The sequence below is a fragment of the Pantoea sp. WMus005 genome (genome assembly GCF_013415305.1).
In the GTDB taxonomy this organism is placed as follows: Bacteria; Pseudomonadota; Gammaproteobacteria; order Enterobacterales; family Enterobacteriaceae; genus Pantoea; species Pantoea rara.
This window is the reverse complement of the sequence record NZ_JACBXU010000001.1, coordinates 2061573-2085278: the sequence shown is the minus strand read 5'-3', so window position 1 is coordinate 2085278 and position 23706 is coordinate 2061573. Positions and strand designations below refer to the sequence as shown.

The 23706-nt window shown below is 53.5% G+C and carries 22 protein-coding genes and 1 other RNA gene; 16 read left to right on the top strand and 7 right to left on the bottom strand.

Going from position 1 to position 23706, the window contains the following annotated elements; all coding sequences use genetic code 11:
* The first annotated feature begins 260 nt into the window (after positions 1–260).
* The 8 genes from tig to HZZ01_RS09565 all read left to right on the top strand — a co-directional run bounded on the left by tig (position 261) and on the right by HZZ01_RS09565 (position 10064).
* A complete protein-coding gene (gene tig, locus HZZ01_RS09600; RefSeq protein WP_179896741.1) occupies positions 261–1565 on the top strand; it encodes a trigger factor in 1305 nt (434 codons plus the stop codon).
* Between the two features lie 335 nt (positions 1566–1900).
* Complete coding sequence (gene clpP, locus HZZ01_RS09595) at positions 1901–2524, top strand: ATP-dependent Clp endopeptidase proteolytic subunit ClpP (protein ID WP_003850496.1); 624 nt, start codon at positions 1901–1903, stop codon at positions 2522–2524.
* Between the two features lie 134 nt (positions 2525–2658).
* On the top strand, positions 2659–3930 hold the full coding sequence (gene clpX / locus HZZ01_RS09590) for an ATP-dependent protease ATP-binding subunit ClpX (RefSeq protein WP_179896739.1): 1272 nt from the start codon (positions 2659–2661) through the stop codon (positions 3928–3930).
* A 186-nt stretch (positions 3931–4116) separates the two neighbouring features.
* Positions 4117–6471: an endopeptidase La gene (lon, locus tag HZZ01_RS09585; protein ID WP_179896737.1), complete on the top strand. Its 2355-nt coding sequence runs from the start codon at positions 4117–4119 to the stop codon at positions 6469–6471.
* A gap of 214 nt (positions 6472–6685) precedes the next feature.
* Positions 6686–6958 (top strand): nucleoid-associated protein HU-beta, encoded by a 273-nt coding sequence (gene hupB / locus HZZ01_RS09580; RefSeq protein WP_009091701.1) that lies wholly within the window; start codon positions 6686–6688, stop codon positions 6956–6958.
* A 247-nt stretch (positions 6959–7205) separates the two neighbouring features.
* Positions 7206–9074: a peptidylprolyl isomerase gene (gene ppiD, locus HZZ01_RS09575; protein WP_179896735.1), complete on the top strand. Its 1869-nt coding sequence runs from the start codon at positions 7206–7208 to the stop codon at positions 9072–9074.
* Positions 9075–9214: 140 nt separating this feature from the next.
* Entirely contained in the window at positions 9215–9568 is a 354-nt protein-coding gene (locus tag HZZ01_RS09570; protein ID WP_179896733.1) for a helix-hairpin-helix domain-containing protein, read from the top strand.
* A gap of 97 nt (positions 9569–9665) precedes the next feature.
* Complete coding sequence (locus tag HZZ01_RS09565) at positions 9666–10064, top strand: thioesterase family protein (RefSeq protein WP_179896731.1); 399 nt, start codon at positions 9666–9668, stop codon at positions 10062–10064.
* A 50-nt stretch (positions 10065–10114) separates the two neighbouring features.
* Here HZZ01_RS09565 and queC read toward each other — a convergent pair whose 3' ends face one another.
* Positions 10115–10810, bottom strand: a complete 696-nt coding sequence (gene queC, locus HZZ01_RS09560) for a 7-cyano-7-deazaguanine synthase QueC (protein ID WP_179896729.1) — start codon at positions 10808–10810, stop codon at positions 10115–10117.
* Positions 10811–10872: 62 nt separating this feature from the next.
* On the bottom strand, positions 10873–12570 hold the full coding sequence (locus HZZ01_RS09555; RefSeq protein WP_179896727.1) for an SgrR family transcriptional regulator: 1698 nt from the start codon (positions 12568–12570) through the stop codon (positions 10873–10875).
* A 92-nt stretch (positions 12571–12662) separates the two neighbouring features.
* On the opposite strand from HZZ01_RS09555, the gene cof reads away from it, so the two are divergent.
* Positions 12663–13484, top strand: coding sequence for an HMP-PP phosphatase (gene cof, locus HZZ01_RS09550; protein WP_179896725.1), 822 nt, complete (start codon positions 12663–12665; stop codon positions 13482–13484).
* A gap of 34 nt (positions 13485–13518) precedes the next feature.
* On the opposite strand, the gene HZZ01_RS09545 is transcribed toward cof, so the two are convergent.
* Complete coding sequence (locus HZZ01_RS09545) at positions 13519–14553, bottom strand: PLP-dependent cysteine synthase family protein (RefSeq protein ID WP_179896723.1); 1035 nt, start codon at positions 14551–14553, stop codon at positions 13519–13521.
* A 115-nt stretch (positions 14554–14668) separates the two neighbouring features.
* On the opposite strand from HZZ01_RS09545, the gene HZZ01_RS09540 reads away from it, so the two are divergent.
* The 5 genes from HZZ01_RS09540 (at position 14669) to amtB (ending at position 20609) form a co-directional block, all read left to right on the top strand.
* Positions 14669–15130: an Lrp/AsnC family transcriptional regulator gene (locus tag HZZ01_RS09540; protein WP_090963233.1), complete on the top strand. Its 462-nt coding sequence runs from the start codon at positions 14669–14671 to the stop codon at positions 15128–15130.
* Positions 15131–15154: 24 nt separating this feature from the next.
* Entirely contained in the window at positions 15155–16924 is a 1770-nt protein-coding gene (locus tag HZZ01_RS09535; protein ID WP_179896721.1) for a SmdA family multidrug ABC transporter permease/ATP-binding protein, read from the top strand.
* Positions 16917–18692, top strand: coding sequence for a SmdB family multidrug efflux ABC transporter permease/ATP-binding protein (locus HZZ01_RS09530; protein ID WP_179896719.1), 1776 nt, complete (start codon positions 16917–16919; stop codon positions 18690–18692). Before HZZ01_RS09535 ends, HZZ01_RS09530 begins: the two co-directional genes overlap by 8 nt.
* A gap of 257 nt (positions 18693–18949) precedes the next feature.
* A complete protein-coding gene (gene glnK, locus HZZ01_RS09525; RefSeq protein WP_003850469.1) occupies positions 18950–19288 on the top strand; it encodes a P-II family nitrogen regulator in 339 nt (112 codons plus the stop codon).
* Positions 19289–19322: 34 nt separating this feature from the next.
* On the top strand, positions 19323–20609 hold the full coding sequence (gene amtB, locus HZZ01_RS09520) for an ammonium transporter AmtB (RefSeq protein ID WP_179896717.1): 1287 nt from the start codon (positions 19323–19325) through the stop codon (positions 20607–20609).
* A 47-nt stretch (positions 20610–20656) separates the two neighbouring features.
* Here the strand turns inward: amtB and tesB are convergent, their stop codons facing one another.
* Positions 20657–21520, bottom strand: coding sequence for an acyl-CoA thioesterase II (tesB, locus tag HZZ01_RS09515; RefSeq protein ID WP_179896715.1), 864 nt, complete (start codon positions 21518–21520; stop codon positions 20657–20659).
* A 190-nt stretch (positions 21521–21710) separates the two neighbouring features.
* Between tesB and HZZ01_RS09510 the strand changes: the two genes are divergently transcribed.
* Positions 21711–22268: a YbaY family lipoprotein gene (locus HZZ01_RS09510; RefSeq protein WP_179896713.1), complete on the top strand. Its 558-nt coding sequence runs from the start codon at positions 21711–21713 to the stop codon at positions 22266–22268.
* A gap of 28 nt (positions 22269–22296) precedes the next feature.
* Here HZZ01_RS09510 and HZZ01_RS09505 read toward each other — a convergent pair whose 3' ends face one another.
* Positions 22297–22617, bottom strand: coding sequence for an MGMT family protein (locus tag HZZ01_RS09505; RefSeq protein WP_179896711.1), 321 nt, complete (start codon positions 22615–22617; stop codon positions 22297–22299).
* Positions 22618–22792: 175 nt separating this feature from the next.
* On the opposite strand from HZZ01_RS09505, the gene ffs reads away from it, so the two are divergent.
* Positions 22793–22889: signal recognition particle sRNA small type (ffs, locus tag HZZ01_RS09500), an RNA gene on the top strand.
* Between the two features lie 134 nt (positions 22890–23023).
* On the opposite strand, the gene HZZ01_RS09495 is transcribed toward ffs, so the two are convergent.
* Both HZZ01_RS09495 and tomB read right to left on the bottom strand, forming a co-directional pair.
* Positions 23024–23239, bottom strand: coding sequence for an HHA domain-containing protein (locus tag HZZ01_RS09495; protein ID WP_179896709.1), 216 nt, complete (start codon positions 23237–23239; stop codon positions 23024–23026).
* 24 nt (positions 23240–23263) lie between these two features.
* Entirely contained in the window at positions 23264–23641 is a 378-nt protein-coding gene (tomB, locus tag HZZ01_RS09490; RefSeq protein WP_003850455.1) for an Hha toxicity modulator TomB, read from the bottom strand.
* Positions 23642–23706: the final 65 nt, after the last annotated feature.

The window sequence follows — 23706 nt, the reverse complement described above, 5'->3', positions numbered from 1 at the left end:
GATTCGTTTTGAAAATGATGTCAGGTTCATCAACGCAATCAGGTACGTGAGATCAGACACGTGGTGAGTTAGCATCCTCGACTCATTCCAGCGTTGCCGCTATAATGCTGCGTCTATTTTTCCTGAATGTCTTCGGGACGCTTCTGGTAACAGGGATCAGGTTCTCTTCACGGAAGCCGTCCCGGTTGTTGGATACGGCGCATTTCACTATGTGTGGTGTCTGAAGTTGACCGAGCACGTGATTTTTTTGAGGTAACAAGATGCAAGTTTCTGTAGAAACCACTCAGGGCCTGGGCCGTCGCATTACGATTACTGTTGCAGCTGACAGCATCGAAAGCGCAGTAAAAAAAGAACTGGTTGACGTTGCCAGGAAAGTCCGTATCGATGGTTTCCGTAAAGGCAAAGTGCCGATGAACATCGTTGCGCAGCGTTACGGCGCTTCTGTCCGTCAGGACGTGCTGGGCGAGCTGATGACGCGCAACTTCGTTGACGCCATCATCAAAGAAAAAATTAATCCGGCTGGCGCACCAAACTACGTGCCGGGCGAGTACAAAGAAGGCCAGGATTTCACCTACGCGGTTGAATTCGAAGTTTATCCGGAAGTTGAGCTGAAAGGCCTGGAAAACATCGAAGTCGAAAAACCTGTGGTTGAAGTAACTGATGCTGATGTTGATACCATGCTGGACACCCTGCGTAAGCAGCAGGCTAACTGGATCGAAAGCGACGCTGCTGCTGGTCCGGAAGATCGCGCCACTATCGATTTCAACGGTTCAGTTGACGGTGAAGAGTTCGAAGGCGGCAAAGCCGCTGATTTCGTTCTGGCCATGGGCCAGGGCCGCATGATCCCAGGCTTTGAAGAAGGCGTTGTGGGTCACAAAGCGGGCGAGACTTTCACTATCGACGTGAAATTCCCGGACGACTACCACGCAGAAACCCTGAAAGGGAAAGATGCGAAGTTCGAAATCGTGCTGAAGAAAGTTGAAACGCGCGAACTGCCTGAGCTGACTGAAGAGTTCATCAAGCGTTTCGGCGTTGAAGATGGTTCAATTGCCGGTCTGCGTACTGAAGTGCGCAAGAACATGGATCGCGAACTGAAAGGCGCTATCCGTAACCGCATTAAAACTCAGGCGATCGACGGTCTGGTTGACGCTAACGAAATCGACGTGCCAGCTGCGCTGGTTGACAGCGAAATCGACGTTCTGCGTCGTCAGGCTGCACAGCGTTTCGGTGGCAACGAACAGCAGGCGCTGGAACTGCCACGCGAACTGTTCGAAGAGCAGGCTAAACGCCGTGTTGTGGTCGGTCTGCTGCTGGGCGAAGTGATTCGTACCCACGAGCTGAAAGCTGACGAAGCACGCGTAAACACCATGATCGAAGAGATGGCTTCTGCGTACGAAGATCCGCAGGAAGTGATCGAGTTCTACAGCAAGAATAACGAGCTGATGAACAATATGCGCAACGTTGCGCTGGAAGAGCAAGCGGTTGAAGCGGTCCTGGCGAAAGCTAAAGTGACCGAGAAAGAGACCAACTTCCAGGAACTGATGAATCAGACCGCTCAGGCCTGATCACGCATTTAACCGTCTGTGCTAAGCCCGTGACTGAAAAGTCGCGGGCTTTTTTGTATTTTGCGTACAGAACGCCCCCTTTCGGCGCTATTTGTTTAATTAATCGGCAAATTATTCACCCATCGCTTTTTCCGGGTTAGCGAACAGGGAAAAGATTGTTATGCTTGAAACATGCGTTCAGCATCCCCAGATAGTGGGAGTATGCAGAAATGAGAGTGAGGCTGACTGATTAACCGTCCTGAAGGTGTCGGAAAAGGCGCAACGTAGCGTTTGCCGCGCGTCTTACGTAGAATCGGTACAGAATGTTGCCAATGAAATTTATCCAGGAGACGGTAATGTCATACAGTGGCGATCGTGAATATACTGCACCGCACAATGCGCTGGTGCCAATGGTGGTTGAACAAACTTCGCGTGGTGAGCGTTCTTACGACATCTACTCCCGTCTGCTGAAAGAGCGCGTCATTTTTCTGACCGGCCAGGTTGAAGATCACATGGCGAATCTGATCGTGGCGCAGATGCTGTTTCTGGAAGCTGAAAACCCGGAAAAAGATATCTATCTCTACATTAACTCACCGGGTGGTGTGATCACTGCCGGTATGTCGATCTACGACACCATGAAATTTATCAAACCGGATGTCAGCACCATCTGTATGGGACAGGCCTGTTCAATGGGTGCGTTCCTGCTGACGGCGGGAACCAAAGGCAAACGTTTCTGCCTGCCAAACTCACGAGTCATGATCCACCAGCCGCTGGGCGGTTATCAGGGCCAGGCGTCAGATATTGAGATCCATGCGCGCGAAATTCTTAAAGTTAAACAGCGTATGAATGAGCTGATGGCTGAGCACACCGGTAAAACGCTGGAAGAAATCGAACGTGATACTGAGCGTGACCGTTTCCTCTCAGCAAGTGAAGCGGTAGAGTATGGATTAGTCGATTCAATTCTGACGCATCGTCAATAAGACCCGACTTACCGTTGTCCCTGGTCTATAGTTAACAGGACAACGGTACTATTATGGGTTGAATGAATTTCGGCCGTCTCTGCACGGCCAGAGCCGTACGTATGTATGGCCTGAGAACTAGAAGAGGTTAACTGATGACAGATAAGCGCAAAGACGGTTCAGGAAAGTTGCTGTACTGCTCTTTTTGCGGCAAAAGCCAGCATGAAGTGCGAAAGCTGATTGCCGGGCCGTCAGTGTATATCTGCGATGAGTGTGTTGACCTGTGCAACGACATCATTCGCGAAGAGATTAAAGAAGTTGCCCCGCATCGTGAACGCAGTGCGTTGCCAACCCCACATGAGATTCGCCATCACCTTGATGATTATGTCATCGGTCAGGAAAGGGCGAAGAAAGTGCTGGCGGTTGCGGTCTACAACCACTACAAGCGTCTGCGCAACGGCGATACCAGCAATGGTATCGAACTGGGCAAAAGTAACATTCTGCTGATTGGCCCGACCGGTAGCGGTAAAACGCTGCTGGCAGAAACACTTGCACGCCTGCTGGATGTGCCATTCACCATGGCTGACGCCACCACGCTGACTGAAGCGGGTTATGTGGGTGAAGATGTTGAAAACATCATTCAAAAACTGCTGCAGAAGTGTGACTACGATGTACAGAAAGCACAGCGCGGCATCGTCTATATCGATGAAATTGACAAAATCTCTCGTAAGTCTGATAACCCGTCGATTACCCGTGACGTATCTGGTGAAGGCGTACAGCAGGCTCTGCTTAAACTGATCGAAGGCACCGTTGCTGCCGTTCCACCGCAGGGTGGCCGTAAGCATCCGCAGCAGGAGTTTTTGCAGGTTGATACCTCGAAAATTCTGTTTATCTGCGGTGGCGCATTTGCCGGTCTGGACAAAGTGATCTCCCAGCGTGTGGAAACCGGATCCGGTATCGGTTTTGGCGCGACCGTCAAAGGGAAGTCGCAGAAAGCCAGCGAAGGCGAACTGCTTTCACAGTGCGAACCGGAAGATTTGATTAAGTTTGGCCTGATTCCTGAGTTCATTGGTCGTCTGCCAGTGGTAGCAACCCTGAGCGAGTTAAGTGAAGAAGCGCTGATTCAGATTCTGCGTGAGCCGAAAAACGCCCTGACAAAACAGTACCAGGCGCTGTTTAACCTGGAAGGCGTTGAGCTAGAGTTCCGTGACGAAGCGTTAACCGCCATTGCGAAGAAAGCGATGATACGCAAAACCGGTGCACGTGGTTTGCGTTCCATTGTAGAAGGCGCGTTGCTGGAAACGATGTATGACCTGCCTTCCATGGACGACGTGGAAAAAGTAGTGATTGATGAATCAGTTATTGAAGGTCAATCTGAGCCGATGTTGATCTACGGTAAGCATGAAGCGCAGGCATCTGGCGAATAATTAAACAGATCGTCCATGTTGTATAAATAAAAAAGGGGAAAATGTTTCCCCTTTTGCTTTTCTCGCCTCTGTGACGTTGAATGTCGGACAAGCATCCCCATATACTCAGATACCTGTGGGTTTAACTGCATACCTGCCTGATGCGGTTCCCATCACCTGGCGGACATTAAACAAAGAGAGAGCTCTATGAATCCTGAGCGTTCTGAACGCATTGAAATCCCCGTGTTGCCGCTGCGCGACGTGGTGGTTTATCCGCACATGGTAATTCCGTTGTTTGTTGGCCGGGAAAAATCAATTCGGTGCCTTGAAGCCGCAATGGATCATGATAAAAAAATCATGCTGGTCGCGCAGAAAGAGGCTTCAACGGATGAACCTGGCATTAACGATCTCTTTTCAGTAGGGACCGTTGCCTCAGTATTACAAATGCTGAAACTGCCGGATGGCACCGTCAAAGTTCTGGTCGAAGGTTTACAGCGCGCCCATATTACGACGCTGGCCGATAACGGTGACCATTTTGTAGCACAGGCTGAATATCTGGTTTCGCCAGAGATTGAAGAGCGCGAGCAGGAAGTGCTGGTGCGAACGGCGATCAATCAGTTTGAAGGCTACATCAAACTCAATAAAAAGATCCCACCAGAGGTATTAACCTCACTTAACAACATTGACGATGCGGCCCGCCTTGCCGACACCGTCGCAGCACATATGCCACTGAAACTGGCAGATAAACAGTCTGTGCTGGAGATGTCCGACGTCAACGAGCGTCTGGAATATCTGATGGCGATGATGGAATCTGAAATCGATCTGCTACAGGTTGAGAAGCGTATTCGCAACCGTGTTAAGAAGCAGATGGAGAAGAGCCAGCGTGAGTACTATCTGAATGAGCAGATGAAGGCGATTCAGAAAGAGCTGGGCGAGATGGACGATGCGCCTGACGAGTACGAAGCGTTAAAACGCAAAATCGACGCGGCCAAAATGCCGCAGGAAGCGCGCGAGAAAGCAGAAGCTGAGCTGCAGAAGCTGAAAATGATGTCCCCGATGTCTGCTGAAGCTACGGTGGTTCGCGGCTACATCGACTGGATGGTGCAGGTTCCGTGGGTTGCGCGCAGTAAAGTGAAGAAGGATCTGCGTAAAGCGCAGGAGACGCTGGATACCGACCATTACGGCCTGGAGCGCGTGAAGGATCGTATTCTTGAGTATCTTGCGGTTCAGAGCCGCGTCAGCAAAATCAAAGGGCCGATTCTGTGCCTGGTCGGACCGCCGGGGGTGGGTAAAACCTCTCTGGGCCAGTCGATCGCTAAAGCGACCGGCCGTAAATATGTGCGTATGGCGCTGGGCGGCGTGCGCGATGAAGCGGAAATCCGTGGTCACCGTCGTACTTACATCGGCTCAATGCCGGGTAAACTCATTCAGAAAATGGCAAAAGTGGGCGTTAAAAACCCGCTGTTCCTGCTGGATGAAATCGACAAGATGTCCTCTGATATGCGCGGTGATCCGGCTTCAGCGCTGCTGGAAGTGCTTGATCCGGAGCAGAACATTGCGTTCAACGATCACTATCTGGAAGTCGACTATGACCTCTCTGATGTGATGTTCGTGGCAACATCGAACTCAATGAACATCCCGGCACCGCTGCTGGACCGTATGGAAGTGATTCGTCTTTCGGGTTACACCGAAGATGAGAAACTGAACATCGCTAAGCAGCATCTGCTGACCAAGCAGATTGAGCGCAACGCCCTGAAAGCCAGTGAAATTACGGTTGAAGACAGCGCGATTGTTGGCATCATTCGTTACTACACCCGTGAAGCCGGTGTGCGTAGCCTTGAGCGTGAGCTGTCGAAGTTGTGTCGTAAAGCGGTGAAATCGCTGCTTATGGACAAGACTAAGAAGCACATCACCATCAATGGCGAAAACCTCAAGGACTTCCTGGGTGTACAGCGCTTTGACTATGGCCGTGCAGACAGTGAAAACCGTGTCGGTCAGGTCACTGGCCTGGCGTGGACGGAAGTGGGTGGCGATCTGCTGACCATCGAAACCGCGTGCGTACCGGGTAAAGGCAAGCTGACTTACACCGGTTCTCTGGGTGAAGTAATGCAGGAGTCGATTCAGGCTGCACTGACTGTAGTGCGTGCCCGTGCCGAGAAGCTGGGCATCAATGGTGACTTCTACGAAAAACGTGATATTCACGTTCACGTCCCTGAAGGCGCCACACCGAAAGATGGTCCAAGTGCCGGTATTGCCATGTGTACTGCGCTGGTTTCCTGTCTGACCGGTAACCCGGTTCGTGCGGATGTCGCCATGACCGGAGAGATCACCCTACGTGGTCAGGTGTTGCCGATTGGCGGGCTGAAAGAGAAACTGCTGGCAGCGCACCGTGGTGGTATTAAGACTGTGCTGATTCCGGACGACAATAAGCGTGACCTGGAAGAGATTCCACAGAACGTGATTGCCGATCTGGAGATTCATCCGGTGAAACGTATTGAAGAGGTGCTGAATCTGGCACTGGAAAATGCGCCATACGGTATGCAGGTCGCAACAGCAAAATAGTGATTAACGGCAAAAACCGTTAAAAAGCGGAGCTGGCAAGGCAATTGGCGCTTGCCAGCTTTTTTTTGTGCCGCTAATTTAGGTGGCTGCCGACGCGACGTTCTCAGAGAAATTCCGTTGTTTCGGCTCCACAGGCTTGATATAACTTGCTGCGCGTTCGTACCTGGCCGGATGCAGGGTACGATGTGAAATAATAAAAGAGGGGATGAATAGAGTGAATAAGTCACAATTGATCGACAAAATTGCTGCCGATGCTGATATTTCTAAAGCTGCAGCGGGACGTGTTTTAGATGCATTTATGGGCTCAGTTTCAGATGCACTAAAAGACGGTGATGAAGTGGCTCTGGTTGGTTTCGGCACATTCTCTGTGCGTGACCGCGCTGCACGTACCGGCCGCAACCCGCAGACGGGTAAAGAGATCACCATCCCAGCCGGTAAAGTACCCGGTTTCCGTGCGGGTAAAGCATTGAAAGACGCTGTCAATTAATAACAACGAATAGATTCATTGACGCATTTTCTTCAGTGGATTAGAGGACGATTAACCCGTTCTCATGTAACATACGGGCACATCAATCAGATGTGCCTTTTTTGTTTTAACCGGTGATAATCGGGCCGAAAGATGGACCTGGACCGGATTGAGACTGCCAGCTAAGCCAGCAGTTGCGTGAGTCGCCAGCCACTGGCGAATTGCGACCGAGCTTTACATTCACACTACAGCGGAGTGTTGCCATACCATGATGGACAATTTACGCGCGGCGTCGAACAATGTCGTGCTCAAGATTATTTTGGGACTGATTATGGTCTCCTTTGTGCTGACGGGCGTTGGCAACTATCTGATTGGCGGCAATAACGACTATGCGGCCAAAGTTAACGGTCAGGAGATTAGCCGTGGACAGCTGGAGCAGGCGTTCAACAGCGAACGCAGTCGTCAGCAGCAGATGCTGGGCGACCAGTTCTCGCAGCTGGCCAGCAACGATGGCTATATGCAGCAGATCCGCCAGCAGGCGCTGTCTCAGTTAATCGATCAGGCGCTACTCGATAGCTACATCAAAGATCTCCACCTCAGCATCAGCGACGATCAGGTTAAGCAGGCTATCTTCAATCAGCAGGCTTTCCAGACCAACGGCAAGTTCGACAACGGCAAATATCTGGCTCTGATCGGCAATATGGGTTTTAGCGCCGACCAGTATGCTGAAGCGCTGCGTAAGCAACTCTCCAATCAGCAGTTGATCAATGCCGTAGCTAACACCGACTTTACGCTGAAAGGCGAAGCGAGCCGACTGGTGGACCTGGTTTCACAGCAGCGCGATATTCGTCAGGCGACACTGGACGTCAATGCACTGGCGGCGAAGCAAGCCGTCACCGATGACGAAATCAGTCAGTATTATCAGCAGCATAAGACCAGCTTTATGGCACCGGAACAATACCGTGTCAGCTACATCCTGATGGATGCCGCCAGCATGCAGCAGGATGCCAGCGAGGCAGATATCCAGGCATGGTACGACCAGCATAAAGCGGATTACTCGCAGCCACAGCGTACGCGCTACAGCGTGATTCAGACCAAAACTGAAGCCGATGCCAATGCGGTACTGGCTCAGCTAAAAGGTGGCGCTAACTTCGCGGATGTGGCGAAAGCCAAATCAATCGACCCCATCTCTGCGCGTAAGGGCGGTGATATGGGCTGGCTGGAACCGTCAACGACCCCCGATGAGCTGAAAAATGCCGGTCTGACTGAGAAAGGCCAGATGTCCGGCGTAATTAAATCGTCAGTGGGTTTCCTGGTTGTGCGTCTTGACGATATTCAGCCAGAGCAGGTTAAACCGCTGGATGATGTTCGCAGCGCCATTGCCGCGAAAGTGAAGCAGGAGAAGGGCGTTGATGCCTTCTACAAACTGCAGCAAAAAGTCAGCGAAGCAGCCAGCAATGACAATGAGTCACTGGCGGGTGCTGAGCAGGCTTCTGGTCTGAAAGCGAAAGAGACCGGCTGGTTCAGTCAGGATACGCTGCCAGATGCGCTTAATTTCGATGCGGTTAAGCAGGCGATCTTTAACGGGGGGCTGGTGGGGCAAAACGGCGCGCCGGGCAACAACTCCGATATCATCACTGTTGATGGCGATCGTGCCTTTGTGCTGCGTATAAGCGAGCACAAACCGGAAACGGTGAAACCGCTGGATCAGATTAAGGCGCAGATCACCGACACGCTTAAGCATGACAAAGCAACTCAGCAGGCGAAAGCCCAGGCTGATAAACTGCTGGCCGACCTCAAAGCCGGTAAGCAGGATGCACTGACCGCTGCGGGCCTGACCCTGAGCGCCAGCAAAACCGTTGATCGTAATGCGCAGGACCCGGTCGCACAGGCTGCCTTTAATCTGCCTCAGCCTGCGGAAAATAAACCTTCCTGGGGTGTGAGCGAAGATATGCAGGGCAATGTAGTCCTGGTGGCGGTTGATAAGGTTAAAACCGGCAGCATGCCGCAGGCGCAGATTGACGAAATGGTCAAAGGCGTCACGCAGAACAATGCGCAACTGACGTTTGAAGCGTTACTGCAAAACCTGCGTAAAGAGGCCAAAATTAAGTACGGCGCTGCTGCGCAAATGCAGTAAGCTTCGCAGAAAATTCGCAACGACTGTAACAATCAAAGGCCGCATTCGCGGCCTTTTCCATTTCTGAAATCCCGCTTTTGAGCCTTGTGCGCAGTAATGCCACTCTGTCGCTGCTGTTTACACACAAGGAGAAACACAGCATGGCTAAACCTAAAATTATTGCCCTCTATCTTTCGCTCGCGCTGGGTGGCGCACTCTGTCACAACAGCGTCTCTGCGGCACCTGAACCTTCCAGCACCGCTGTCACGCAGAACGCACACCCTGCGGCGAAGCCGGAGGCCGCAGCACAGCCACAGCAGGAACAGGTCAGCATCAATGAAGCGACAGCCGAACAGCTGTCTGCCGTCATGAATGGGGTGGGACTTAAAAAAGCCCAGGCGATAGTGAGCTATCGCGAACAGTACGGCCCGTTTAGCGCGATTCAGCAACTCAGTGAAGTGCCGGGTATCGGCAATGCGCTGATAGAACGCAATGCTTCCCGGATGAAATTGTGAGGCACTACACATCTGTGATGCTTAACTCACGCTAACGAGGCGACTCTGCTAAAGTGAACAGGTCCAACCAGTTAACTCACAGCAGGAGAGCATGACCATGCAGACCATCATAAAAGTGCGCGGCTATCATCTGGATGTCTATCAGCACGTCAATAATGCGCGCTATCTTGAGTTTCTTGAGGAAGCGCGCTGGCAATGGCTCGAAGAGGTTGAAGCATTCCATTGGTTGCAGGAACAGAAACTGGCTTTTGTGGTGGTCAACATCAACATCAATTATCGTCGCCCGGCGGTGCTGGGCGACGTACTGACTATCGACAGTGAGATCACGCAGTTGAATGGCAAAAGTGGCATTATTGCGCAGCGGGTTTTGCTGGCTGGTCAGGATACCGTGGTGGCGGATGCCGCACTCACGTTTGTCTGTATTGATTTGCGGACCCAGAAGGCGGTTGTGCTGGAAGGTGAGTTACGCGAAAGATTGATGCGTTTGATGGCATGAGCTGATAACGAGGCGGCAAACCAGATTCTCTGCCGCCACGCCAGACAGCCTTAGCTAAGGCCGCTTTTTGCTTTCATAGCAGCCATTACGCCTGCACGATCGGTGAGATAACCCTGCAAGCCATTAGCGCGTAAATGACAGGCTGCACACTCACCACATCCGTCACCTTTCACGCCGTTATAGCAGGTCAGCGTCTGCTCGCGTACCAGCGTAAGCTGTTGCCAGTAATCCGCCAGCGCCCAGGTTTCCGCTTTGTTGAGCCACATCAGTGGCGTCTCAAAACGAACTTCGCGCGCCATACCAAGCGACACTGCATGGTTCAGCGCTCTGACAAACTCATCACGGCAATCAGGGTAGCCGGAGAAATCGGTCTCGCAGACACCGGTAATGACCGCTTCCGCTTCGACCTGATAAGCGTAAACCGAGGCCAGCGTCAGAAAGAGAATATTGCGTCCTGGTACGAACGTACTGGGTAATCCACTGGCCTCAGGATTGTAAGCCGGCACCGGAATGTTATCCCGCGTCAGGCTGCTGACGGCGAGTTCGTTCAGCATGGTGACATCCAGTACTTTATGCGCGACGGCACCCAGTTTACTCGCCAGATCACGGGCGACATCGATCTCTTCCCGATGGCGTTGTCCATAGTCGAAAGTGACGCAATGAACTTCATCATATTGCTGCAAAGCCTGAATCAGGCAGGTAGTGGAGTCTTGTCCACCGCTGAAAACTACAACAGCGCGTTTCATGGTGTTTTCCTGATCATTAATTTTGCGCTTATGGTAATGCCTCAGTCCTCTGCTGAACAGCTTCAGGGTGGATCAATGGGCGGCGGAATCCATGCCCGGTTGAAATCGAACCAGCCCAGCGTGTTCATTTCAATCCCCTCGACGCCAGACGGCGCGTAGATTTGGTAGCGATAATTAAACAGCGGCAGCAGGATGCCGCCCGTCATCAACTGATGATAAAGCTGATGCAGCGCGCGCGTTCGAATGTGGCTATCCGCTATCTGCTGTATCGCCAGCAGTTGCGCCTGTACTTCTTCGCCCTGCGATGTAGGCCACAATCGTCGCCATAGCGGGTCAATCTGCAACCAGTTGGCCAGCGTAAAGACCGGCGAATCGCCAATCAGTCGATCGCCCATCACGATATCCGCCTCATCAAGCTGATTGATGCAGTGCCAGCTTTTAACCGGATGAAAAACGACGTTCAGGGTGCAGCCGTGCTGTTTTAACAATGTGACCAGCGCCTGGGACATCTGATGCAGCTCAACAGGTAGCTGATAGTGCAGCGTCAGGGTCGCCGGCAGGGGGACCGGGACCGTTTCAATCAGCGGTACATCCCAGCCGGGTAACAGCTCGTTGCTGGGGGTAATCAAGCCCTCATCCAGTGGCAACCGGCTGACGATGCCACTTTGCTGGATCAGCTGGAAAAGCAAGCGTGCCTGATCGGGTGTAAATCCGGCTCGCGGTCGACAGACCAGATAACAGAAGCCCAGACTGATGCTGCTGCTGACCGGTTGCAACGTCCTGAGCTCTGAAGCATCGCCTATCGCAATCTGCACCGGATGACGACAGCTGCTGCCGAGAGTGGGATCAAACAGCTGAGGGGTAATCCAGTACTCCACCGCCTGCAACAGCGGGCGCTGCAGATGCCAGCGTGCATGACTTTCAATCCTGACCAGTTCGGCGCTGAAGTGCGCCCGTTTCCACGGCCCGCTACCCGTGGCGGGTTCATCAGGGTGGTGCAGCAGGCACAACACGTGTGCGAGGCGATGGGGCAGCCAGAAGTCCGGGCGCCGCAATACAAAACGCAGCGTAAGCGGATGGGGGGCATCCACGCTAATTACATCGGCCAGCAGCGCACTGACGCGCGTATCTCGTAACAGCTGGCGGAACTGTGTCACCAGTTGCGCGGCCTGCATCGGCTCGTTGTTGTGCCACATCAACTGAGGCCGTAACCAGAATAACCAGCGACATGATTCTTCATCGTGCTGCCAGTGATGCGCCAGGTCGCCGACCGGCTCATCCTGCTCGAAACGGGTCAGACCGGAATAGATCTGGCGAACCAGATGCTGTTCAGCCCGCCCGGTAATCTGACGCGGCTCGGTGCTTTCCATTGGCCGATAGTAAGGTATGCGCATAACCGGTGTATCGTTCTGCCATTGTCCTCCCATCATAGGCCGCAACATATTGATCAGCCTTTCCGGCGGCAGATCCAGCAGTTGTAAGGCATCCGCTGCCTCACCGGCATCGAGCTGCCGTTGCAGCAGCTGCTGTCTTAACTGTTCAGGCGTGCGCAGGAACTGTAATTGCCCCTGTTTGCCCCGGCCCGGCTCGCCGTGCCAGCTCAGCCAGCCCGCATGCTGCCACTGAGACAGCAACGTGCGCAGATGGCGTTCGCTGCAGATGCAGTGGCGTGCCATCTCTGCCACGCAGGTCTGCTGAGGAGCCCCCTGGCTCTGCTGCCAAAGACGCTGAAACTGATTAAGGCGGTTAAGCTGGCGCATAATAAAACCGGAACAGTTTTTTTAAAGTATTCACTATTAGTTCCGTAATTAACAGGCAATAGTGGCGTTCAACTTTCAGCAGGAGGTAAATCATGGTGCGTTTAGCCGCGTTCGATATGGATGGCACATTGTTGCTGCCGGATCATCAGGTGGGTCAGCAGACGCTGGATAGTCTGCAGGCGCTGCATCTGCGAGGCGTTAATCTGGCGCTGGCAACGGGCCGCCATCTGCTGGAAATGCAGATATTACGAAAAAAAATGACGCTGCCTGCCTGGCTGATTACCGGGAATGGCACACGCGTGCACGATCAGTCAGGCAATCTCATCTTTGCACGGGATCTGCCTTCTGCCGTCGCTGAAGAGGTTATCCACCGCCACTGGAAGACGCCCGCCTCAATCCATATTTTCAACGATCAGGGATGGTTTACCGATCGACCCCAGCCTGAGCTGCTGGTGCCCCATCAGATGAGCGGATTTAGCTATCAGCTCTGCGATCTTAAAAAACTGCCTGCGCATCAGGTGACAAAAATCTGCTTCATCGATCAGCATCAGCGGCTGTGCCAGCTCAAAACAGAGCTGGATGCCGCACTGGGCGATGAGGCTAATGTCTGTTTCTCTGCCGTGGATTGTCTGGAGGTCTTGCCCGCCAGCTGTAACAAAGGCAGTGCGCTGGCACTCCTGTGTGATCATCTCTCACTGACAATGGCGGATTGTATGGCATTTGGTGATGCGATGAACGATCGCGAGATGCTGGCACAGGCCGGGAAGGGCTTCATTATGGGCAATGCGATGGCGCAGCTGAAAGCCGCGCTGCCGCATCTGCCGGTGTTAGGGCATTGCGAGACACAGGCGGTGTCTCATTATTTAAATCACTGGCTGGCGACACCCGACCTCGCGTATTCCCCCGAATGCTGAGGATTGCCGTGAACCGGACAGGATGTCCGGGTTTTTATTCCAGCTCGCGCTGCCACGGTGCGATATCGCCGATATGTTTTGCCACCCATTCAGGCTGATAATAGCTATCAGGATAGCGTTCGCCGCTATCGCACAACAGGGTCACCAGCGATCCCTGCTGATTCGCTGCCCGTAATCGTTTTGCCACCTGCAACATGCCCCAGAAATTGGTGCCGGTAGAGGCGCCAGGCTTACGTCCCAGAATCTTTTCCAGCTTCAGCATGGCGGCCAGCGTCGCACCATCCGGCACTTTGATCATTTCGTCGATCACGTCGGGCATAAAAGACGGTTCTACTCGTGGACGGCCAATCCCCTCGATCATGCTGCCGCGCGTGCTGGTCAGTGTGGCATCACGGTGTTGCCAGTAGTCGTAGAACACTGAATGCTGCGGATCGACTACCAGGAGTTTCGTTTCCAGTCCCTGATAACGGAGATAACGGCCCAGCGTGGCTGAGGTGCCGCCTGTGCCTGCACTCATGATGACTGTATGGGGAATCGGATAGGGTTCATGCTGCATCTGGCGGAAAATGCTCTCAGCGATATTGTTATTGCCGCGCCAGTCGGTAGCGCGTTCAGCGTAGGTGAACTGATCCATAAAATGGCCATTCAGCTCATGTGCCAGACGTTCAGATTCCGCGTAGAGCTGGCAGGGATCCTGGACAAAATGGCACTGTCCGCCATAAAACGTGATCTGCTCAATTTTACGCTTCGCCGTGCTGGCGGGCATCACGGCAATAAACGGCAGGCCCAGCAGTCTTGCGAAGTACGCCTCAGATACGGCAGTACTGCCTGACGACGCTTCGATAATCGGCGTATTCTCTTTAATCCAGCCGTTGGAGAGGCCATAGAGGAACAGCGATCGTGCCAGCCGATGTTTAAGACTGCCACTGGGGTGGGTGCTCTCATCTTTCAGATAGAACCAGATGCCGGGAAAGTCCGCCAGATCGAAACGGATCAAATGAGTCTCAGCCGATCGTTGGAAATCAGCATTAATTTCGTTGATAGCGTGGCGAATCCAGCAGGTCTGCATCTCAGGCGTCCGGTAAGAGTGATGCGGCTATTTTATGGCACGTGCAGGAAAAAGAGATTGCAAAATTACCGCTAAAATCGCGCTAATGGAGAAAATGATTCTCTCGGAGCCCCGAATGTTAGATAAAACTGACCTTAAACTGCTCTCACTGTTGCAGCAGGACTGCACGCTGTCGCTGCAGGCGCTGGCGGATGCCGTCAACCTTACCACCACACCCTGCTGGAAGCGCCTGAAAAAGCTGGAAGATGATGGCATTATTCGCGCCCGGGTGGCGCTGCTGGATGGGGATAAAATCGGACTGTCACTGACGGCGTTTATGTTTGTGAAAACACAGCAGCACAGCCGCGACTGGTATCAGGCTTTTGTCTCGGTGGTGAGCAGCATGCCGGAGGTCATGGCCTTTTACCGAATGGCAGGCGAGTATGATTACCTGCTGCGCATTCAGGTGGCCGATATGAAAAGCTATGATGCGTTCTACAAGCGATTAGTGAATGGGATGCCCGGCCTTATTGATGTGACATCCAGCTTTGCCATGGAAGAGATTAAATACACCACGGCTTTACCTGTCGCCCCGTGAGGGCCTGAGATTGAGAACAGCGTTGTGAGATTATTCAGCCAGTTAAGTTGGTATTTTCTGCGGGAGTGGCGACGCTATCTGGGCGCAGTCATCCTGCTGATTGTGATTGCTATTCTGCAGTTGCTGCCGCCGCATGTGGTCGGGGTCATTGTTGATGGCGTGACGCGTGACAACATGAGTACCAGCCGCATTATGATGTGGATTGGGATCATGCTGGCCACCTCAGTCGTGGTCTATCTGCTGCGCTACGTCTGGCGCGTATTGCTGTTTGGAGCCTCCTACCAACTGGCAGTTGAGCTGCGCGAGGATTTTTACCGCCAGCTGAGTCGTCAGCAACCGGCTTTTTATCTGCGTCATCGTACCGGCGATCTGATTGCGCGCGCCACTAACGACGTAGATCGGGTGGTGTTTGCCGCCGGGGAAGGGGTACTGACGCTGGTCGACTCGCTGGTCATGGGTTGTGTGGTGCTGCTGGTGATGAGTACGCAGATCAGCTGGCAGCTGACGTTGCTGGCCCTGGTACCAATGCCGATTATGGCCATCGTAATCCATCGTTATGGCAATCAGCTGCATCATCGTTTCAAGCTGGCACAGGCGGCCTTCTCCAGCCTCAACGATCAGACGCAGGAAAGCCTGACCAGTATCCGGATGATCAAATCCTTTGGCCTTGAACAGCATCAGTCGCAGCAGTTTTCCGACATCGCCCGCGATACTGGCGAGAAAAACCTGCGCGTGGCGCGGGTGGATGCCCGCTTCGATCCCACTATCTACATCGCTATCGGCTTCTCAAACCTGCTGGCGATTGGCGGCGGCAGCTGGCTGGTGTGGCATGACCAGATGACGCTGGGGCAGCTCACCAGCTTTGTGATGTATCTCGGCCTGATGATTTGGCCGATGCTGGCGCTGGCGTGGATGTTTAATATTGTCGAACGTGGCAGCGCCGCCTGGAGTCGCATCGGCGCACTGCTGGCGGAAGCACCAGCGGTGGAAGATGGTGAGAAGTCACTGCCACCGGATCCTGGCACGCTGCAGGTCGCGATACGCGCCTTTCACTATCCGGCCAGCGCGGCTCCGGTGTTAAGCGATGTCAGCTTCCAGCTCAAACCCGGCGAGATGCTGGGTCTGTGCGGGCCAACCGGCAGTGGTAAAAGCACACTGCTCAGCCTGATTCAGCGCCACTTCGATATTCAGCAGGGCGACATCCGCTATCATCAAATCCCGCTGCCGCAACTGCGGCTCGACAGCTGGCGCAGCCGTCTGGCCGTGGTCAGTCAGACGCCATTTTTATTCTCCGACAGTGTGGCGAACAATATTGCGCTGGGGAAACCGGGTGCAACCCAGCAGGAGATTGAACATGCGGCCACGCTGGCCTGCGTTCATGAGGATATCCTGCGTCTGCCCCAGGGCTATGAAACGGAAGTCGGGGAGCGCGGTGTGATGCTGTCCGGTGGACAAAAGCAGCGTCTTTCAATTGCCCGGGCACTGCTGCTGAATGCTGAAATCCTGATTCTGGATGACGCGCTGTCTGCAGTGGATGGACGTACCGAACACGAGATCCTGCATAACCTGCGTATCTGGGGGCAGGGACGCACGCTGATTATCAGCGCACATCGCCTGTCGGCGCTGACAGAAGCCAGTGAAATTCTGGTGCTGCAGCAGGGCAGTGTGGCTCAGCGCGGAGACCATGACACGCTGGCCGACACGGCTGGCTGGTATCGTGACATGTACCGTTACCAGCAACTGGAAGCGGCGCTGGATGATGATGAAAATGAGAAAGGAGTGCCGCATGGCTAAGTCTGCACGCTTGTGGCCAACCCTGAAGCGCCTGCTGAGTTACGGCAAACCCTGGCGTAAATCCCTGTCGCTGGCGGTAGGGATGCTGTGGATCGCTGCCGCAGCGGAAGTGACTGGCCCGGTGCTGGTCAGCTACTTTATTGATAACCTGGTGGCGAAACATCAAATGCCCTGGGGACTGGTCGCCGGACTGGTAGTGAGTTTTATCCTGCTTCAGTTACTGGCCGCCGGGCTGCACTACTGGCAGGCGCTGTTGTTTAACCGCGCTGCTATCGGTGTGGTCCAGCGGTTGCGCAGCGACGTGATGAATGCGGCACTCTGCCAGCCGCTGAGCGCTTTTGATACTCAGCCGGTCGGGCAGCTTATTTCGCGCGTCACGAACGACACCGAGGTGATCCGCGATCTTTATGTCACGGTGGTCTCTACCGTACTGCGCAGCGCCGCACTGGTCGGTGCCATGATGGTGGCGATGTTCAGCCTTGACTGGCGCATGGCGCTGGTGGCGATGATGATCTTCCCGCTGGTTCTGATTGTGATGTTCATCTATCAGCGCTTCAGCACGCCGATTGCCCGCCGGGTTCGCAGTTATCTGGCGGACATCAACAACGGTTTTAACGAAGTGATCAGCGGCATGAGCGTGATTCAGCAGTTTCGTCAGCAGGCGCGATTTGGTGAGCGGATGGGCGAAGCAAGCCGCTCTCACTATCTGGCGCGCATGGAAACGCTGCGTCTGGATGGCTTTTTATTGCGTCCGCTGTTGAGTCTGTTTTCAGCGATGGTGCTGTGCGGGCTGCTAATCCTGTTCAGTTTCTCGGTGCCGGGCGTGTTTGAGGTGGGGGTGCTGTATGCCTTTATTACTTATCTGGGACGCCTCAACGAGCCGCTGATTGAGCTGACCACGCAGCAATCAATGCTGCAGCAGGCGGTGGTATCCGGCGAGCGCATCTTCGAGCTGATGGATGCCGCGCAGCAGCAATATGGTACTGATCAGCAGCCATTGACGTCAGGTCGTATCGCCCTGAACAACCTGAGTTTTGCCTATCGGGAAAATCGCGATGTACTGAGTGATATCAATCTTGAGGTCGCTCCGCGTGAGTTCGTGGCGCTGGTAGGTCATACCGGCAGCGGCAAAAGTACCCTGGCTAACCTGCTAATGGGCTACTACCCGGTGACGCGCGGTGAAATCCGTATTGATGACCGACCGATTAGCGAGCTGAGCCATGCCGTGCTGCGCCGCGGTATTGCGATGGTGCAGCAGGATCCTGTGGTGCTGGCCGATACGTTACTGGCGAATGTGCGGCTGGGCCGTGATATCAGCGAAGAGGCCGTCTGGACGGTGCTGGAGCAAGTGCAGCTGGCACCGCTGGCACATGCCTTGCCGGAGGGAATTCATACCCGGCTGGGCGAGCAGGGTAACAATCTGTCGGTCGGACAAAAGCAACTGCTGGCGCTGGCTCGCGTGCTGGTGGATTTGCCGCAGATACTGATCCTCGATGAGGCAACGGCCAATATCGACTCCGGCACCGAGCAGGCAATCCAGCAGACGCTTGAGAGGCTGCGCCAGCACAGCACGCTGGTGGTGATTGCTCACCGCCTCTCAACGATTATTGATGCGGACAAGATTCTGGTGCTGCATCGTGGCCGCGTTGTCGAGCAGGGTACCCATCAGCAATTGCTGGCACTGCAGGGACGATACTGGCAGATGTATCAGCTGCAGCAGGCAGGTGAAGACCTGGCATCGGGCGTGCCGGTAACATCTGAAAGCTGAGTTGCACCTTTATTGCGCAGCTTTATCAGAATAATCTGTATAAATGCACTCCTTTGACGCCTGAAGCACCAAAGGAGTGCAGTGTTATGTTGTCATGCCCGCCATCAGGCCTCTCTCTTTCCCTTCCTCATCAAAACATCCCTTGCCCCGTCTCGCCTGAATAACTGATTTACGTCAGTTTTGCACTCTGGCACAGGCTTTGCTTATATCCCTGCGTGTCCGTAAACGTTACCTATTTACTCGCTGGAGGGGATTCAATGAAGCTGGTTACCGTCGTAATTAAGCCATTTAAGCTGGAGGATGTACGTGAAGCTTTATCCTCTATCGGCATTCAGGGACTGACCGTCTCCGAAGTGAAGGGTTTTGGCCGTCAAAAGGGCCATGCAGAGCTTTATCGTGGCGCAGAGTACAGCGTGAACTTCCTGCCGAAGGTCAAAATTGATATCGCGATTGCCGACGATCAGTTAGACGAAGTAGTCGATGTCATCAGTAAAGCGGCTTACACCGGCAAAATTGGCGACGGTAAAATTTTCGTGGCTGAACTGCAGCGCGTCATCCGCATTCGTACCGGCGAGACCGACGAAGCCGCTCTGTAATTAAGACTCAGTACTGTGATGGGATGGAATAAAAATGAATAAAATGTTAGCTAAGTTGGGCCTCACCAGCCTGGCACTGTTACCCTCACTCGCCATGGCTGCGCCTGCCGTTGCGGACAAGGCTGATAACGCATTTATGATGATTTGCACCGCGCTGGTGCTGTTTATGTCAATTCCAGGTATTGCGCTCTTTTACGGCGGTCTGATTCGCGGCAAAAACGTTCTTTCGATGCTGACGCAGGTCGCTGTGACCTTCTCGCTGGTCTGCGTGTTGTGGGTAGTCTACGGCTACTCCCTGGCATTCAGTGAAGGCAACGCTTTCTTTGGCGGCTTTGGCTGGGCCATGCTGAAAAACATTCAGCTGACCGCCGTCATGGGCAGCTTCTATCAGTATATTCATGTGGCATTTCAGGCCTCGTTTGCCTGTATCACTGTGGGTCTGATTGTTGGCTCCATCGCAGAACGTATCCGCTTCTCTGCGGTACTGATCTTTGTCGGTGTCTGGCTAACGCTCTCTTATTTGCCTATCGCGCACATGGTGTGGGCAGGCGGTTTCCTGGCTCAGGATGGCGCGCTGGACTTTGCTGGCGGTACCGTGGTGCATATCAACGCTGCTGTCGCGGGTCTGGTGGGCGCTTATCTGGTTGGCAAACGTGCTGGCTTTGGTAAAGAAGCCTTCAAGCCACACAACCTGCCGATGGTCTTCACCGGCACCGCCATTCTCTATGTCGGCTGGTTTGGTTTCAACGCCGGCTCTGCGTCTGCAGCAAACGAAATCGCAGCACTGGCCTTCCTGAACACTGTCGTCGCAACAGCAGGAGCCGTACTGGCATGGACCTTTGGCGAGTGGGCGGTACGGGGTAAGCCTTCTCTGTTGGGTGCCTGTTCAGGCTTTATTGCCGGTCTGGTCGCAATTACCCCTGCCTGTGGTTATGTCGGCGTTGGCGGTGCATTAATCATCGGCCTGGTCGGCGGACTGGCGGGACTGTGGGGTGTTACCACGCTGAAAAAATGGCTGCGCGTGGATGATCCCTGTGATGTGTTCGGCGTGCACGGCGTCTGCGGCATTGTGGGCTGTATCCTGACCGGCGTTTTTGCTTCCTCTTCACTGGGCGGCGTTGGCTATGCACAGGGCGTCACCATGGGCCATCAGATCTGGGTTCAGCTTTTCAGCGTGGGTCTGACTATTGTCTGGTCAGGCGTTGTTGCCTTCATCGGCTTCAAGTTGGCCGATTTGATTGTCGGTCTGCGCGTACCGGAAGAGCATGAACGTGAAGGTCTGGATGTAAACAGCCACGGCGAGAATGCTTACAACCAGTAATGGATAGGCACTGAAAAAAAAAGGGGGCGAGAAATCGCCCCCTTTTTTTATTCGCTGCGCTGGCGCATTACCCCTTCCTGAACCGTTGAGGCCACCAGTACACCCTGCTGATTGTAAAACTCACCCCGGACAAAACCCCGCGCACCCGAAGCGGAAGTACTGACCACGCTGTAGAGCAACCATTCAGTGAAGTCGAAAGGGCGGTGGAACCACATGGAGTGATCGATTGTGGCGACCTGCATGTCCGGCTCTAAAAAGCCTTTACCGTGGGGCTGCAGCGCGACGGGCAGGAAGTTGAGATCCGAAGCATAGCCGAGCAGATACTGATGGATACGCAAGTCGGCAGGAAGTGGGCCGTTAGCTCGTATCCATACCTGGCGTTCAGGCTTATCCACATGGCCACGCAAAGGGTTGTGAATCTGCACCGGGCGGATCTCCAGCGGACGTTCAGCAATGAATTTCTCGCGTAACTTATCTGGCAGCATATGCGCCATTTTTTGCGCCATCGCCTGTTCAGTTAGTAGATTCTCGGGTCCCGCCACCTGCGGCATTGGATTCTGATGTTCAAATCCGCTTTCCGGTGACTGGAAAGAGGCGGTCATATAAAAAATAGGCTGCCCATTCTGAATGGCACTGACCCTGCGAGCGCTAAAACTTTTGCCATCGCGCAGCGTTTCAACATCGTAAATAATCGCTTTCTGGCTATCGCCTGGCCGCAAAAAATAGCTGTGAAAAGAGTGGATAACGCGATCTTCCGGGACGGTTTGTTTAGCTGCATACAGCGCCTGACCCACCACCTGACCACCAAACACCTGGCGCAGACCCAGATCTTCACTTTGGCCGCGATATAAACCCTCTTCCAGTTTTTCCAGATTCAATAAATTCAGCAGATTTTGCAGTGCCTGACTCATGGCGCATTCCTCAATATAGTGACCTGCTCAGTGTGAAAGATCGGACCAGTTGACGTCAATCAGACTTTCCGTTTTGCCTGTGTCAGGCAAAATTTCAAATATGTGCCAAAATTAAGGACATACGGCGAGTGAAGCGCTGTAAGCAGGATTCGCTGCCGACAATCATTTTGATCAAATGGAGACGACATCAATGAAACTCAGGCATGTGTTTAGTGGAGTGGTTATTGCGGTTGCTGTTGCGGGATGCGCCGACAAGAGTAAACCCGTACCTACACCAACGCTGGGTTCTGCAGTAGCAGGACAGACGGCCGCGATTGCGCAGCCAAATGTAAGTGGTTCGATCTATATCCGCCAGCGTATTGCGCTGCCGCCGGATGCGGTATTAACCGTGACGCTCTCTGATGCCTCTGTATCCGACGCACCTTCTAAAGTGCTGTCGCAGCGCGTAGTGCGTACTGAAGGCAAACAGGCACCGTTCCAGTTCGTGCTGCCGTTTAACCCGGCCGACATTCAGCCTAATGCACGTATTCTGTTAAGTGCCGCTATCACAATTGATGGCAAACTGACCTTTGTAACCGAAGGCGTGAAGCCAGTCATCAACCAGGGCGGCACCAAAGCTGAACTGCTGCTGGTTCCGGTACCGTCAGTGGCGATGCCAACCCAGCCTGGGGCAGCGACCACCGTGCCTTCGACTTCACCGACTCAGGTGACGCCGTCTGCTGCAGTTCCTGCACCAACCCATATCTGATGATTTATCGGGGTGACGTCGTCACCCCTTATTCCTGACTGAAATCCCAGCGATAAGTTTTAAGATCGAGCTGTCCTTCATCACTCACCACTATTCCTTCCGCTTCCAGTGCATCCCGCTGCCGCAACAGACTGTCGCCCTGCTGTGAAATTTTACCGTGACGATTGACGACGCGATGCCAGGGAAGCGTCGTGCCTTCAGGTAAACGGCTCAGTACGCCGCCAACCTGCCGTGCCGCGCGCGGCGAACCGGCCAGCAGCGCCACATCGCCATAGGTGCTGATATGGCCATATGGAATAGCGGCAACAATTTGCCAGATGCGTTGCTGGAAAGTGTCAGGCTGATCCATGTGCTTATTTCATCAGGAAAAAGGGGGTTAACTTTAGCATGAGGAGAGGGCAGTGAAAGTGTTAACGCGGTGATTGTTCAAGAAAACAACGGTTGTCCCGACTACGCTTGCAATTGCCACCTCCTTCCCAGATAATGCACCCGCTCTCGTAAAGAGGGCTTGTCAATGGGGGCCCTGTTGGTTCTCCCGCAATGCTAGCTTGTGAACTCGGTCAGATCCGGAAGGAAGCAGCCGTAGCAGGTGACGCGTGTGCCGGGATGTAGCTGGCAGGGCCCCCACCACTTTACCCCCTCAAAATCCCCCCCGAAAACTGCAGACAGGCAAAACCCGCCTGGGCCGCTCCTTTGCTGGCAGGCAGGAATATCCGGTACTAAACAGGGGTAATGCTAAGTTCTAATCGATCAGATTAACGGACAAATTTCCAGACGGAAACCGGGACTTTATCGTAAAGCTTGTTCATCGTCAGCTCCGCCAGACGATGGTCAGCAGCCGAGTAAAATACCGCTAACTCGTCTTCAGGTAATTCATACTTATTTTTTTCAATCACCCTTTCAAGGGTATCAAGTGAGCGGCAACGCCGCAGTCGCATCAAATAATCGGTTTTAGTCAGTGTTTTGTTCATAAATAAACCGTTCTCATGTCTGTACTATAATGAATGGCTCGGTTGCTGGAGAAAAGCGCACTCTTCAGTGAACAGATTAAATAAGCGTTTTGCTGAACGTTGCCACCGTTGAAGATCCGGACTATTGACACCATAGTTGCTGAATAACATAAAGGTATCATCAAGATATTCATCGATTTGCGAAATCAGCGCTTCATCTTCAACGTGCTTAATTTTGTAATTCATGGTGAAAGAGGCGATGTGCTCAATCAGATCGTTAAGCTGCAGATTGCTTTCAGAAGTGGGATCATTTACCCAGCCATGATGGCTGTCGGTTAACGTTGCCATGCTGTCGTCAAACAGGCTTTCACACAGGTATTTAAGCTGGGCAATATCATGCCGTTTCGGTGAGTATTCGTCCATCTTTTTCCCCTCCATAGCTAGCACAGTTGCCATAGGGCAGCGAGTCAGAATAACGCCGCCGGGAA